This window comes from Pseudomonas sp. HLS-6 (assembly GCF_002753995.1).
In the GTDB taxonomy this organism is placed as follows: Bacteria; Pseudomonadota; Gammaproteobacteria; order Pseudomonadales; family Pseudomonadaceae; genus Aquipseudomonas; species Aquipseudomonas defluvii.
On sequence record NZ_CP024478.1, the window covers coordinates 2,774,232 to 2,789,600 of the forward strand.

The window sequence follows — 15,369 nt, forward strand, 5'->3', positions numbered from 1 at the left end:
AGAGAAGACGAATGACAATGAGAATAGTTTACAACAAGTACTTCAGACCCTGATCAAGGCCTCGGAGCCAGTTCCAGGGTGTGATGTGCCTGCTGCTCAAGCCGTTTACGCTCGCTGATCATTGGCACCAGGCGACCGTTGGCCCAGCCCTCCAGCATGTCGCTGTAGTGCGCTGAAAAGGGATTGCCTGACTGACCGCTACTGAGGATGAAACCGGACGCTTGCGGATCATTGAGGTCATACACCGCACGCAGGCCTGGCCCGACATCGTCGAGGTACTGCCTACTGACCGGGTCGTAGTAGTAACCGGCATAGTTCACCGTATCCCGACCACCATCGTTGGCAATACTCAGGTTGAACAGCCGCGACAACACCGGTACATCGCCGAACACGGCATGGCGGGAAACGGCCTTATGCGCATCGCCCCACTGCCATCCGCTCATGGCATCGCCGTACTGCTGGCTCAAATTATCCAGCGTTTGAGCCAGGGAATCGCCCAGCATACGTCGGCAGGCCGTGACGCCGTCTGCCTCACCCAGGGCTTCGCCACACCAGCGACTCGCCCCCGCGCGATCCCACAGCACCGAAGCGATAAAGGCAGGGTTGTGTGCGCCAACCTGCTCAAACAGGTCCCCCAGGCGTTCGCCATACAGGCGCTCGGTGAACAGGCGCAACCACTCGGCATAGATCAGCGGCTCGGCGCGCTCACGCAGCATCGCGCCATCCCAGTTGGCCAGGCGTTGCACGGCTTCGCGGGTGCGGGCATCGTGCGCAGGAACCTGCAACATCAACGGCAGCAACTGGCGAGCGACCGGATTGCTGGCGTCCATTTGCATGCGCTGCATGCCGTCGCGCGAATGGTTGGCGCCTTCAGCCAGCAGTTCATGAATACGCTCAGCGCGATACGGCAGTACCCAGTTGGAGGTAATCCAGCGGTTGTAGCCCGGTGGCGTGATTTTCTGGTTTGCGGTGACCAGCTCGCCATTGGCCGGGTCGCGCTGTTGCGGCAAGTCGTCAAACGGTATGAACCCTTGCCAGTCATAGCGGGCCTCCCAACCGGGTGACGGCGCGCGGCCCATAAGGTCGTTATCGGCTTGACGCTGCGGCACCCGGCCGGCAGCAATAAAACCGATGCTCCCGGCCGTATCGGCATAAACGATGTTCTGTTGTGGCGAGTGAAAGTCCCGCGTTGCGGCCAGCAACCCCGAACCATCGACTGCCAGCGCGGCCTTCAACGGGAATTGCAGGGAAAGGTCGTCATCACGCAGCCCGACCCACGACAGTGCCATCACCCCACCCTCGCCCGCCAGGTGCCCGGCGCGCTCCAGCACATCGGAAATCACCGGGCCATGGCGTGTGCTGCGTACACGCAGCAGAACATCGTCGCCATCCTTGACCCGAATACGCTCCTCACGCACGGCAAACGCAGCACTGCCCTCAGGCGTCAGGTAATGGCTGCTGTCGCCGGGCAACTGCTTTTCCAGAAACAGATCGACGACATCCGAATGGGTGTTGGTGAATGACCAGGCGACGTGCTGATTACGGCCCAGAATGACCCCAGGCATGCCCGGCAATGTCGCACCGATGACATCCAGCCCCGGCGCATGAAGTTGCGCCAGGTACCATAAAGTGGGCGCACTGAGCATCAGGTGCGGATCGTTGGCCAACAGTGGCTTGCCACTGTCGGTACGGCTCCCGGCCAGCGCCCAGCTGTTGGAGCCGATGCCCACCGGCTGCCGCTCGGGCAAGGCGGCCAACAGCCCTGCCCATGGGCTGCCAGTGCCGGCATAGCGTTGCTTGAGGTCAGGCAGCGCGGGGCGTTGATCGCCGGGATAGGCGGGCATCAGCTCGGCCACCTGCGCCGGGCTGAACTGTTGGCTCAGTTCTGCCGTGGCCAACTCATCCCAGAGATTGCCGGCCATGCGCCAGGCCATGAGCCGGAAAAACGCCAGCGAGTCGCTTGGCTGCCAGGGCCCTGGGCGAAAGCCGGCAATCACGAACTCTGGCGCCAATACCGGGTGCCCGGCCAGGTAGGCGTTGACGCCTTGGCTGTAGGCGTCCAGGGTGGCCCGGGTATTGGCATCCAGTGCGGCCAGGTTGCGTTCGGCGATGGCCTGCAACCCCAGGGTGCGGAACACCCGGTCACTGGGCAACGCCTGGGCGCCGAATACCTCGGCCAAGGTGCCGGTGGCCATGCGCCGGTTCATCTCCATTTGCCACATCCGGTCCTGGGCATGCACATAGCCAAGGGCGTAATAGGCATCAGCCGGGGTTTTCGCGAACAGGTGTGCGATGCCATCGGCATCACGCAGCACATCGACAGCGGCAGACAAGCCGCTCACCGACACCTTGCCCTCGGTTTGCGGCAACGAGCGCCAGGCGTAGACCGCCATGGTACCTGCCAGCAGCAGTAACGCCGCCAGCAGGAGGATGGCCAAGCGTTTCAGATAGATCATCGGGCTTCCGTTTCAACTGATCGATAGGCAATCACCGGGCGCCCTCAGTCGCTTGCACTGAGGGCTGCCACGGCATCAAGAGAGGCGCGAGCCCGGGAAGGCCCCTGGAGCTCGACAAGTTGGCCGCCGTCCATCTTCAGCAAGCGATCGGCGAGGTGGAAATAGCGCTCGTCATGGGTAATGGCAAACACCGTTTTACCGGTACTGCGCAAGTACTCCAGCACGCCGAGGTAGAACAGCTGACGGTATGCCGGGTCCTGGTCTGCGGCCCATTCATCCAGCAGTAATACGGGACGCTCTTCCAGCGCGGCCAGCATCAGTGCCAGACGCTTACGCTGGCCCTGGGAATAGGCCGTGCTCGGCAATCGCCCGTTGCTGGGCGTCACCTTGTCGCTGAGGGCCAGGCGCTCCAGCCATTGCGCCACCAGCGTCGAATCGGCCGCGGCGCCCTTGCCATCAAGCAACTGGGCAAACAGATGGAAGTCGGAGAACACCGCCGCGAACAATTGCCGGTAGGCAGGAAGTTGCTCTACCGCCAATGGCTGACCATCAAGCAGAATTCGGCCGCTGTCGGGGACGCTCAAGCCACACAGCAGGCGTGCCATGCTCGACTTTCCGCTGCCGTTGCCGCCGATCAGGAACACCACTTCGCCGCGCTTCAGGGTCAGGTTCAACGGCCCTAGCGCAAACCCGCCTTCACCGTCACGCTCGGCGTACCGGTAGCACACGTCTTCCAGCACAAGGTGCTCCCAGTCCGCTGGCAGCGCCTCAGGCAAGGCAAACCCCGCCTGATAGGGTGCCAGCGCCAGGCTGTCGAGTTTGGCCAGCGCGACATTGCCGGCAATCAGCCCAGGCATCGCCCCGACCAACAGCCCCAGCGGTGTACTGAGGTACAACAGGCTGATCGCGAACGTGGTGGCGACGGCACGGTCAGCCCAACCAAAGTGGCTGGCGAGAAAGAAACTCACGCCGATGGCCACCAGCAGCATGACGCTGATCCAGTTGCTGTAGGCACTGTAGAACAGGTCGGCGCGGCTCTGGTGATAACGGTCCGCCTGGGCACTGCGCTCAAACTCCTCCTCATAGACCCGCCGCGCGCGGTGCCGATTGAGGCGCAATTCCTTACGCCCTTGCAGCACGGCAAGGTAACTGCCGTACAACTGATCGGCGGCCTCGCGGGCACTGGCCACTTCCCGGTTGGTGATCCCGAGCAAGCGCCAGGCCACCAACAGTGCCGCCCCGATCAGGGCCAGCGTCGCCAGAAACAAGGGCCAGGACAACCAGGCCAGGTAAGCACTGGCGGCGACGGTCAGTAGTGCGCCGTGAACCACCGCCGGCAGGCGTACGAAGGCTACCGACAAGGCTTGTACATCGACACTGAGGCTGGCCTGGAGTCGCGGCGCCCCCAAGGCGCCGAGACGCTCCAGGGGAGTGTCGAGCATTCGCTTGAGCACGGTATTGCGCAGCGCCAGCACGCCGCGATGACCCAGTGTGGTCATGCCGATCTGCGCAATCACCCCCGAAACCATGACGGCAAGCAAGAGCACCGTGAACTGTGCCAATGCAGGCCCCAGTGCCGTACCGGGTTGAGCCAGACGCTGGTTGATGAACGCGATCACGCCAACACCGATGCCGGCATTCACGATGCTCAGCAGCGTAATGAACAGCGCGAGCCCGGGGTGGCGCCCAAAGAGCATTCGCATCAATCTCATGGCAATGCCCTCCCACGTTGTGCTTCACCCGGGGCAGGCACCGGTAACGCGTAGAGCTGCCCGCCCTCCATTTTCAGAAGCCGGTCAGCGAGGTGAAAGTAATGATCGTCATGGGTAATCGCAATGACGGTCACACCCTGCTCGCTCAACTGCGGCAGCAACTGCTGATAGAAGGCACGGCGATACGCCGGGTCCTGATCGGCGGCCCATTCGTCAAGCAGCAACACACCCCGCCCCTCAAGCACCGCAAGCAGCAGGCCCAAGCGTTTGCGCTGGCCTTGAGACAGTTCCAGATCAAGCAAGCGCGCCTGCTCGATACGAACTTTGTGCGCCATGCGCAGCAGTGCCAGCCAAGCCTGGACAACATCACGCGGGGCATCCTCACCCGCCACGCCAAGGAGCTGGCGAAACAGGTGAAAATCGCTGAACACGGTACTGAACAACTGCTGGTAGGCAGCAAGGTCATGCTCGCCCACGGCTCGACCATCGACCCGCAGGCAACCGGTATCGGGCTGGTAAAGCCCTGTGATCAAGCGTGCCAAGGTGGACTTGCCGCTACCATTGCCACCGACCAGGAACACTCGCTCGCCACGTTGCAGGGTCAGGTCCAGGGGGCCGACAACAAAACCCGAACCGTCCTCGGAGCGGTAGCGGTACGTCACAGCATCCAGTTGCAAGCGCTGCCAACCCTCGAACGCCGTGGCAGCGGGCAGGTCGAAGTCTTCCCGGTAGGGCTGAAGTTGCAAGGCATTCAGCTTCTCCAGCGCCACGTTGGCCCCCAGCAGATTGGGAATCGCGCCCATGCTCGACACCAGCGGTGCGCGCACGAACAGGATCACCACGGCAAAGGTCGACGCCACGGTGTAATCGGCCCAACCGTAGCCACCGACCAAGGCAAACACTAGCGCGAGGCTGGCCAGGATCATGCAGTTGACCCAGTTGCTGTTGGACCAATGGAAGGTATCGGCACGCACCACGTGATGAAAGTAGTCACCGGCACTGGCCAGGTACTCCTGCTCGTACAGGTGCTGCGCCCGGGTGCGGTTCAGTGCCAGCTCCTGTCGCCCCTCGATAACTGCGCGGTAATGCGCGTGCAGTGCATCATCCGCCTCGCGCAACTGGCGCATGTGCGCCTGGGTACGGCGCATCAGCTGCTGGCTGACGACCACCATCAACGCCAGCCAGGCCAGGGTCGCGCCAAACAAGGGCAACGACAACCAGGCCAGGTAGCCAAAAGCGGCCAAGGTGAGGATCGAGCCATAGACGATCTCCGGCAGGTTGATGAACCCGATGGTGATCTTCTGCACGTCGCCGCTCAGGCTGGCCAACAGACGTGCACTGCCCAGGCTTTCGAGACGATCCACATCCGAGTCCAGCACTTGCTTGACCAACCTGCGGCGCAGACCATGAACAAATCGATGCCCAAGGCTGGCGATGAAGGCCTGCACGCCGAAACTCAACGCGAACAGCAATGCCAGCAAACCCGCGAACGCAAGCATCGCACCTTCGACAGCCCCCTCGGCGTCCATCAGGCGGTTCTTGATGAAGGCGATGACGCCAACATTCAGCACCGCGCTGGCCGCACTCAACAGCAACACCCCTAGCAACGGCCAGCGATACTGCCGGTAGATCAAGCCAAGCACCCCCATTCGTCCTCCCTTGGTTTAAACAGGTTGCGAAAAACAGCCTTTGCAACGGCCACTGCCAGCAGCGGTTATGCCCGCGCCTGTCGACCGCCCTCTTCACGCGCATGGCTCCAGGTCAGCGGTGGTGGCACGGGCGTTGTCGCATACAGCGGCTTTTCCGCGATGCTGTTGATGATCACTGCCGATCGCCACGCGGCCAGACTGAGTTGCGGGTCTGCAATGCCATGGGTGTATCGGCCCGCGTTCTGGACGTAAATCCGGTTACTCGCGGGGCCATCCCACTGCGCGGAGTAGTCCTGATTGAGCACCAGGCCACCTTCCTGATCATGGACCAGCCGCGGAATCAAGGCGGCGATGCACTTGGGCAAGGTCTGCTGATAGCCCGTGGCGAGAATCACCTCATCGGCATCGAGGCGTTCGCGGGCACCGTTGAAACCGTTGTGGTTCGTGAGCTGGAAATGGCCGCCGTGGCGCTGCATGGCCACCACTTCACGCTGCGGCAAAATGCGTGCAGGCACCGCTTGCGTGTTCAAGAACTCGTTCTCGTACAGCGCCTGGGACAATTCGCGCAAGGTCACCGGCGATACACCGTCGCCCGCCAGTTTCTGTTGAACCACCAAGCGGCGCTTGTCGGCTTCCGGCAGCGCATAGAATTCACGCACGTAGTCCGGAGAAAAGTATTCGTTGGTGAACGGGGTCTCATCCAGCGGTTCAAGGTTGGCACGGCGCGTGATCCAGTTCAGCTCGGACACCACCCCTCGACGCCCGGAGAGCACATCAAGGAAGATCTCCGCGCCACTCTGCCCGCCGCCCACCACGGTCACCCGCTTACCGGCCAGCGAATGCTGCGCATGCATGTAGCCATGGCTGTGCTGACAATGTTCACCGCCCAGCACGCGCCCCCACTCGGGAATGTGCGGCAGCAAACCGGTCGCGACCACGATATGCCGGGCTTTCAAGGACGGACGATTGGCGAAGCCGATGACAAAATCATGGCCATCGAACGTTACCTCCTGAACGTCGCTGGAAAACGCGACATTGGTCAACTGCTCAGACACCCAGCGCATGTAGTCCGCGTATTCGACGCGGCGCACATTCGTGTATTCCGCATTGATGAATCGGTAGAAGCGGCCTTTGTCGACCAGATAGTTCAGGAAACCATAGCGGCTGGCCGGGTCGACCGGCGTGACCATGTCCTTGAGGTAGGACGTCTGCATGTAGGTGCCGGGCAACATCATCCCGGCGTGCCAGTCGAAACGCGGCCTGCGCTCGAAGAAGCAACTGTTGAGCTGTGCCTGGGGGACCATAAGCGCGGCCAGACTCAGGTTGAACGGGCCGACGCCGATTCCGGCGACATCCAGACGCTTGGCCATTTGCAGCAGTTCCATCACGCGCTCCCTCTTGGTGCCCCCGCGCTACCGACTTCGGTCAGACAAGGAGGCATTGATACATGGGGCGGAGCAAACGCATCCGCCCTTCAATTCCCGGCAGTCGCCGGCCTGTCAGTGGGCCAATTGCTGTTGCAGGCTCAAGGGCCGCATGTCGGTCCAGACGCTGGCGATGTAAGCCAGGCACTCCTGCCGCAGGCCGCGCTTGCCGGCCTCCTGCCAACCTTCGGGAATCGCCTTGTATTCGGGCCATATGGAGTATTGCTGCTCACCATTGACGACCACGACGAAGACTGCGTTTTCACTGTCAAAACTCATAGTGTTCCTTCCTGTCGAACGGAATCATCGAAATGATTCGTAGGCACATGCCTACAACCTGTTTGGGCTTGTCGAGGAAGTGACGAATGAGAATGATTTTAATTTAAGAACAAGCAACCAGCGCCTGTTCGCCGTGGTTCGGGGCATCGGCGAAGAACACTTCACGCGGCAAGATCATCATGGCTGCGCGCTTGTGCGGGAAGTCGAATTCCTTCTCGCGATAGAAACCGGCCCGCTGCAGATAGTTGATCATCTTCGCGTTGTCGGCACGCGGCTCGGCCACCACGCGCTGGGTGCGGGCGTCATCAAGAAACAGGAAGTGCGCCAACGACGACAGCCAGGCACTCACCCGGTGAGCGCCCCGGTAGCGCTGCTCCCCGACCAGCATATGCACGCCACGGTCGTAATCTTGCACGTCGTAGTACGGCGCGATGCGGTCTTCGCGGGCCCAATAGGCCTCGAAGTACGCAAAAGGCTCATCATTGAAGCAGGCGATCAAGGGGTGCACCTTGGGGTCTGCCAGCAAAGCGTCCAGGTACTCGCGATGCGCCTGCTGGCTGCCGGTCATTTCCCAGAACGCAGCTACGCGCGGGTCATTCTGCCAACGGCTGAACACCTCCAGATCCTGCTGTGGATCGAGCGTGCGCAACGAAATCGTCTCAGCGATTTCCGCCACGTAACGTCGATACACTGTGCCAGGCTGACGCGGTGCACGTTGCGGATGGCGCTTGCCATTGCTCAGACGGTACTGCAACGGATACTGGCTGGACGGTGGATAGGCCAGCCAGGGTTGCGGATGCTGGCGGAACAGGTGCTGCGGGCAAATCAATACTTCGCTGTCGGGCGCATGAACCGCCAGGCCTTCGCGCAACAAAAGGCTGACCTGAGCCTGCCCAGTAACCGACAGTGCAAGCTCACGTACCGGGTGCACCAGGAAGGCCGCATGCAAGGCGGCCAGTGTCAGGTCCTTGACCTGCTCGACCTCGCACGGCCGCAGCATCAACCGGGCACGTTGGCCCCCCGTAGCCACGACGAGCGAGCCCACAAAGCGACCTTCGAGGTCGATGTTCAATTGATCACCCTGCTGCTCGATGGACAGTCGGCGGCCATCTACCTGCAGGAGGGATAAAGGAGAAAAAATCATGACAACACCTTGCTTGGCGGATGGGTTCACCCCCTCGATCCTGGAGGGGGCGAAGATGGCTACAGACGCTTACCAGTTGTAGGACACAGAGGTGGAGAGCATGCGCGGGTAACCGTAGTTGCAACGGAACTCCGTGCCTTGGCAGGTGGCATAGTTGTTGTCGAGCAGGTTCTTGGCGTTCAACTGCACACGCCAGTTTTCCAGGTCGTAATGCACCATGGCATCCACCAGGGCATAGGCCGGAATATCCAGTTTGTTGGCATCGTCACCGTAGCTGGAGCCGACATAGCGCACGCCAGCGCCAAAGCCCAGGCCTTTGATATCACCGTTCCTGAAGGTGTAATCCGCCCAGATCGAGGCCATTTTCTCCGGCACGTTGTACGGCCGGTTGCCTTCATAGTTGGTGTCCTTGGTGATCTCGACCTTGTTGTAGGTCAGGCTGGTAATCACGTTGAACGATTCGGTGATGCTGGCAACCGCTTCCAGCTCGACGCCGCGAGACTGGACCTCGCCAATCTGGACCTGCCGCTGGCCGCTCGGGTCGGTTGGATCGGGGGTCGGGACGTCCTTCTTGCGCAGGTCGAACAACGACAGCGTCACCGAGCTGTTGGAGCCCTTGGGCTGGTACTTGATACCCAGCTCATGTTGCTCGCCGGTGGTCGGCTTCATGAGGTCGGTGGTCAGGCCCACGTTGGGGGCGAATGATTGAGAATAGCTGTAGTACGGCGCCAGGCCATTGTCAGCCAGATACACCACACCTGCGCGGTAGGTCGCCTTGCGGTCGTTACGCTGGTTGGTACCCGCTGCGTTGCGCGCAGTCGCGTAGGCACCGGTACCACCGTCGCTGTCCTGGTTCACACGTGCCCAGTCAACCCGGCCACCCAAGGTAAAGGCAAACTTGTCGATCTTGAACTGATCCTGGGTGTAGATACCCAGCTGACGCACCTTGCTGACCACGTCGTTGGACGTCGCCAGGTCGCTCGGTGTCCAGTTGCCGTAGGTTGGGTTATAGAGATCGAAGGGGTTCGGGTCACCGCCCGGGCTGCCCTGGTTGAAGATGTCGTAGGTGGTGTACTGCATGTCACCGCCCAGGGTGACGTTATGCTCGACAGGGCCGGTGTTGAAATTCGCATGGGCCTGGTTATCCAATGCCCAGCCAGTGACGGTGGTCTTGGAGGTCAACGCACCACGGTAACCCTGGCCAAAGTCGCCTGGTGCCAGGTCTGCCGTTGGTGCAGGGTTGTAATAACCCAGGCCATAAATGGACTTGTAGTCCAGGGTCAAATGGCGGTAGCGGAAATTCTGCTTGAAGCTCCAGACATCGTTGAACACATGATCGAAGGTGTAGCCGATGCTTTCCTGATCGCGATCGAAGTGGTCGAAGTCCGGCTCGCCAGCGAACAGGTCGGTGTCATAGCGGCCCAATGGGTTGGTTTTGACCGTGCCCTCGTACGGCAGGTACTGGAACACCGAGCCCAGGCGCTCGTGCTGAACCTGCGCAAGGACTGTCAGCGAGGTGTTGTCATCGATGTTCCAGGTCAGTGCCGGAGCGATGAACCAGCTCTCTTCGTCGACATGATCGATCTGCGTGGAGCCGTCCTTTATCTGCGCAGTCAGACGCCCCAGGAAACGGCCATCGTCATCCAGCTTGCCGCCAATATCGAACGCACCGACTTTCTTGTCGTAACTGCCGTACTCGGCCCGGATCTCACGGATCGGCGCCGCGGTCGGGCGCTTGCTGACCTGGTTGACCAGACCGCCCGGCGAGCTTTGGCCGAACAGCACCGAGCTGGGGCCACGCACCACTTCAACACTTTCAAGGCTGTAAGGGTCGACACGCCACATGCCGTAGTTGCGGTTCAGCAGGTTCAGGCCATCGAGAAACAGGCCATCGTTGGACTGATCGAAACCGCGGATGTAAATGTAGTCGTTGCGGTTATCGGCGCCGAACGGCTCGGCGTTTACCCCTGCGGTGTAACGCAGGGCTTCGCTGAGGGTTTGCGCATCCTGTGCGTTCATTTGCTTGCGCGTGACCACCGTAACCGACTGCGGGTTTTCGATCAGCGGCACGTTGCTCTTGGTGATGCCCTGCGCTTGAGTGGCGACGTAACCGGTGTCTTCCACCGCCTTGGCCTCCACTGCCGAAGGCGCCAACTCCACATACGTCCCGGAGCCGGTATCGGCTGCGTTCTGTGCGTACGCCACGCCCATCGGCAGCAGCGAGCTCAACGCCGTCACAGCCCCTAGCCCCAGCCACTGTGACGAGAACGCACCGGCCCCGAATTTCCCTGCACTAAACCCCAATTTCATGACGCTCCCCGCTCCCTGTAGACGTTGTTGACTGTCGCTATTGAGAATAGTTTACAGTTGCGAACGCTAACAGGAAACACTCTCCCTACACAAACGTAGGAAACGCCTGAGACGAAGCCGCCACCTTGAAGGTGGCGGTCTAGAGTGGAATTTTTGGGGAGGCCAGCGCGTAGCGACGGCCTTTCAGCGTCGCCTGGATGAAGCGCCCACACGACTTAGACGTGACGGCGAGCGCACTTCCTCTAGTTCGAAATCAAGCATCAACTTATGTGCCTCGGTATTTTGGATAATAGGGCTCGATCAGCACAATAAAGCCCTTCCAGGGTACCACCTGATCCATCTCGATCAGGAAGCGTTCGCGGCGGAGCGACTTACATTTGCCGGCATATAAGGCGTTAAAAATCCGTCAGCTCATATATTTTTTCATATAAGACGGTACATCTCTTTTGACCCGACGTGATTTATTTTCAGTCGTCCAAAATGGCAGAAATTGTACAACCAAGACATCATTCTGCCTTAGATAATTTTCGGTATAAGCCAAGTGACTGACACTTGGCTGAAAATGTCCAGATGAACCTGATAGAACTTGCACAATGCCATTTGTAGCAACAATTGTTCCTGCAGAGATTGGCCAGGAGCTCCCCAGTAGCGATGAGTGCTTGATTCCATCTGGATCATCAACTGTCTCAACGCCAAACATATCGCCACTTTGATCCTGTATGAACTTAAATCTACCATCCTCCCTTGTTGTTAGTGGAAAATTCTTATAGTAAAGCCTTCCATTTATTATGGTGATGCGGTATTGGTCTCTTACGGCAGTAAGATTCAAAAATTTACGATTTTTATTTTGAAGCATGTCCTCTAAAGCTTCTTGCTTTACCATTCGGAGTGGAGATAATGCAGATAGCGGGATTGGGATTCTTTCTGTTGAATCGGTTCTATATAGATCAGCGCCTATCGCTCCCCGCTTGTTTTGCAGCCTATTCAAAATAAACACTCCTTTTTTCATTTAACAACTGATTGACATCTAAAAACAGAACAGTAAATTTCATAGCCGCTGCCTAGCGCGAAATGCGCATCACATATGTGCCATTAAGATTTGGACTGCTCAATTAAACTATTAATGACAGCACAATCAAACCGCCTCACCCCCTGACTATCAAACGGAGCCCCCGCCCGGCCCACACGTAACTGCAAGCGCACTTCTTCGCCCTCGAAATCAAACACCAGCTGACGTGCCTCGGGATCTTCGGTCGGGATTTGCCGTGCCTGGTCGATCAGGCGAAACCACGCCCAGGGCCCGGTGCTTTTGCGGATGAGGGTGCGGCCGTCAAGCAGTGTCACGCTGGCCCGGATTTCACTGCCCAGGGCTTTGCCGGGCCATTCGAACAGCGCCGAACCCAGCGGCCCATGGCTGTAGTTCAAGCGCGCACCGTCATAGTCCAGGGTAAAACGGGCGATGCGCTCGCTCATCATCAGCGGGCTGAGTTCGAATGCCAGCTGTGCCTGGTGTTGGCCCGCCGGGAAAAAGCTGTCGCGCAGCTGTGCGGCGTTCTCCAGGGTGGCCAGCAGTGGCGCACTGACGCCGCCCACCGAAGCGCCCTCGTTCAAGCGCCAGGGGCGTGACCGGGTATCAAGCTGGCCGTCCAAGTGCTGCTCTACAAAGCGCTGCAGCACGCCGTCGGCCGCAAACAGCCGGTTGAAATCGTCCAGCGACACCTGGGTGTCTGAATCGCCGTCGAACGGGTAACGCCCGCTCAGCGCACGCTCACAGAGGGGCGCGACGTCGCTGGCCCATGCACGCTCAAGCACGTGTCGGGTGTGTTGCTGCACGTGCTGCTGACCGACCTGAACGATGTCCAGCATCATGGGTTGAAGCAGCGCGGGCAGTTGCTCCACCTCTTCCCTCAGGCGTTGCAACGAATCGCTGGCGTCCATGGGCACTTTCTGCCGCACGCCCTGTTGGCTGGCGTCGATGAACAAGGCGGTGTCTTTCAAGGCGAGCAGCAACTGCTCGGACGTGCTCGCCGGTGCCTCGGCCGACAGCCATTGGTGCAGGGGCTTGAAATGCTGGGTGACCGGATGAGGCAACGGGGTAACCGCCGGTACCGGTTGAGCCAGGCCGACCCGCTGCTGCAGGTGCTCGCCTTTCTGCAGGGCGCGCTCCAGCAAGCCGTGGGATGGTAATACGGGCGACAGCTGGGTGTGGCGCGCCGCAGCGTGCAACAGTTCCAGCAACGGCGAGTCGCGTTGCGCCAGTTGCAACAACCGACGCGGTACATGTTCGGACTGATCCAGACCGCTGACTTGCAGGTCGTCGAAAAACGCCTCCCACTGTTCGATATAGGCCTGATGGTAGAGCGCTAGCACCTCGTCCTTGATGGGCTTGATGCTCAGCACCTCGGCCTGCCCCATCAGGCGTCGCTCTTGTACAAGCGCTAGCGCCAGCATTGGCTCGACGCGTGCGCTAAAACGCCGGTGCCCCTCAACGGTGTAAAGCCCCGGTACCCCACGGGCCTGGGATTCTCCGCTGCGCTTGGTGAACAGCAACAGGCCGCCCGCGCCCAGTACAGAGGCGATACTGAATTCGCTCAGGGTGCGATCATCCACCTGCTCCAGTAGCTGCCGGTACAACCGGTGAGCCACAGGTTCAGCCGCCAGCTGGTTGCGCGCCTGCTCGATGAGCCCGCGGTCCAGTGGCCGTGGCGTGGACAGTGCCAGGCGTTTGAGCAACCGTTGCAGGTGCTCGTCAAACTGCTGATGCTGCGCATCACTCAGGCGGCTTCCGGCACTGTCGCGAAAGGCGCTGGCGTACCACTCGCCCAGCGCTTGCGCATCAAAGCGCCCTTCACCGCCAAGCATCAGGTACAACGACAGGCTCTGGCGCAGTGTTGCTTCGCTAAGGGTTTGAGCACGGCGTAGACGATCTTCGAGACGCTGCAGCAGATCGGCCAGCACCTGCTGTTCAAGGGCATGCGCATAGGCTTGCGCCGCATGCAACTGCAATTGACGACCGGTCGACCAGGGCAACCAGCCCTGGTCGAGGGTGTGCGCCATGTGGGCGAGCCGATCAAGCCGCAACAGGGTGTCGCCCCCCAGCACCGGGGTGTTGGCATGATGGGGCGCCTGCTGTAACGCTGCTATCTGTTGATCGGCGTGTTCCAGGCGACGGGTCTGATCGCGGTGCAGGCTGAGCAACAGCAGGCCGAGCATCAGGCTGATTGCCGGCACCAGAACGTGTGCCCATGAACTGCCCCATGCCAGCCCCTGGCGCATTGGCGTGCGCAGTCGGCCGGGGCGCCAACAGGTGTGCAACGCCCGCAACAAGACCGGGGCCGGCGATTCGACCGTGGCCGGTTGTGCACTGAAACGCACCGACTGCAGGGCGACCTGGGCAATGCCGCGTTCTTGGGCCAGGGCCGTTTCCAGCACCGCCTGCAGGCTCATGGAGAGTGCGCGCCACATCGGCGTGAAGCCGAACAGCATGGAGCGCACCTGAACATCCGGCTCGCGCTGAAGACGTTCGAGCGCGGTGCTGTGCAGGTCGGCAATCAGCGCCCTCATGCGCGGGCCTAAGGTCGCGAGCAGGTCTCGGTTACGCAGGGCAGGCGCAAACGCCAGGCTCAATTCACGCCGGTCTGCCGCCAGCCACGCCAGCGACTCCGTGTACCCGGGCAGTTGCTCACAACCGCTGACGATCACCTGCACCGACAGGGCGTTACCAAAGCGACTGGCCAGTTCTTCAAGGCGCGCACGGAGCATCAGTGCCAACTGATCGCGTTCGGCGACGCTCGCTTTGTGTAACTGCAGCGCCGACAGCACCAGCAGGATTCCGCGCGGCAGTGTGCCGCCAACCTCAGCCTGTTTGAGCTCATCGAGCAACAGACGCCACAGCCGTGCCTGCTCAGGTTGAGACGGGCTCAGCAGGCTGCCGTTGATATCGAACAGGGCGAAACCGCTCACCGTGGTGCAGCGCAGGTCGTCGTTGGCGTTGCCGCTCAGGCCGAGCAACGGGCCCTTGTCCAGCCCCGGCGGGCCGATCAGCAAGAACCCCGGCAACCTGCCGCTGGCGCGTTGAAACCAGGCCTGCAGCCGCTCGCGCAGCAGCCGTTCCCGGTCCGAACAGGCCTCCTGCGGCGCGGCGTCGATCAAGGGCGCTGGATCGGTTTCCTTTGTGCGCCGACGCCGACGCAGCCATAGCACCAGTGCCAGAACCGCAAGCCCGGCGCAGAGCAGCAGACGGCTCACCACACTGGCCAAGGGTGCGTAACCATCGACTGCCAGACGCTGGCCATGCATCAGGACCAGGTACATCATAACTACAAGGCCCAGCAGCGCCGAACAGGCGAACAGCAGGGTTTTCATGGCGCGCAGAAGCATGGCAGCAACATCCGC

Annotated in this window: 9 protein-coding genes and 1 pseudogene; all 10 read right to left on the reverse strand. The window is 60.7% G+C overall.

Annotation, left to right across the window (positions count from 1 at the left end):
• Positions 1 to 53 precede the first annotated feature (53 nt).
• The 10 genes and pseudogenes from CS390_RS12980 to tssM all read right to left on the reverse strand — a co-directional run bounded on the left by CS390_RS12980 (position 54) and on the right by tssM (position 15,354).
• Positions 54 to 2,456: a penicillin acylase family protein gene (locus tag CS390_RS12980; RefSeq protein ID WP_099774859.1), complete on the reverse strand. Its 2,403-nt coding sequence runs from the start codon at positions 2,454 to 2,456 to the stop codon at positions 54 to 56.
• Positions 2,457 to 2,500: 44 nt separating this feature from the next.
• A complete protein-coding gene (locus CS390_RS12985) occupies positions 2,501 to 4,168 on the reverse strand; it encodes a multidrug ABC transporter permease/ATP-binding protein (RefSeq protein WP_099774861.1) in 1,668 nt (555 codons plus the stop codon).
• Entirely contained in the window at positions 4,165 to 5,817 is a 1,653-nt protein-coding gene (locus tag CS390_RS12990) for a multidrug ABC transporter permease/ATP-binding protein (protein WP_099774863.1), read from the reverse strand. The genes CS390_RS12985 and CS390_RS12990 overlap by 4 nt, the downstream gene beginning before the upstream one ends.
• A gap of 65 nt (positions 5,818 to 5,882) precedes the next feature.
• A complete protein-coding gene (locus CS390_RS12995; RefSeq protein WP_099774865.1) occupies positions 5,883 to 7,202 on the reverse strand; it encodes a lysine N(6)-hydroxylase/L-ornithine N(5)-oxygenase family protein in 1,320 nt (439 codons plus the stop codon).
• Between the two features lie 114 nt (positions 7,203 to 7,316).
• Positions 7,317 to 7,520: an MbtH family NRPS accessory protein gene (locus CS390_RS13000; RefSeq protein ID WP_099774866.1), complete on the reverse strand. Its 204-nt coding sequence runs from the start codon at positions 7,518 to 7,520 to the stop codon at positions 7,317 to 7,319.
• A gap of 103 nt (positions 7,521 to 7,623) precedes the next feature.
• Entirely contained in the window at positions 7,624 to 8,664 is a 1,041-nt protein-coding gene (locus CS390_RS13005; RefSeq protein WP_099774868.1) for a GNAT family N-acetyltransferase, read from the reverse strand.
• Between the two features lie 69 nt (positions 8,665 to 8,733).
• A complete protein-coding gene (locus tag CS390_RS13010; RefSeq protein WP_099774870.1) occupies positions 8,734 to 10,974 on the reverse strand; it encodes a TonB-dependent siderophore receptor in 2,241 nt (746 codons plus the stop codon).
• A 271-nt stretch (positions 10,975 to 11,245) separates the two neighbouring features.
• Positions 11,246 to 11,377: pseudogene (locus CS390_RS13015) on the reverse strand (IS5/IS1182 family transposase); the annotation flags it as partial.
• A 3-nt stretch (positions 11,378 to 11,380) separates the two neighbouring features.
• Complete coding sequence (locus CS390_RS24970; protein ID WP_157767141.1) at positions 11,381 to 11,983, reverse strand: hypothetical protein; 603 nt, start codon at positions 11,981 to 11,983, stop codon at positions 11,381 to 11,383.
• A gap of 83 nt (positions 11,984 to 12,066) precedes the next feature.
• On the reverse strand, positions 12,067 to 15,354 hold the full coding sequence (gene tssM / locus CS390_RS13025; protein WP_099774874.1) for a type VI secretion system membrane subunit TssM: 3,288 nt from the start codon (positions 15,352 to 15,354) through the stop codon (positions 12,067 to 12,069).
• Between the last annotated feature and the right edge of the window lie 15 nt (positions 15,355 to 15,369).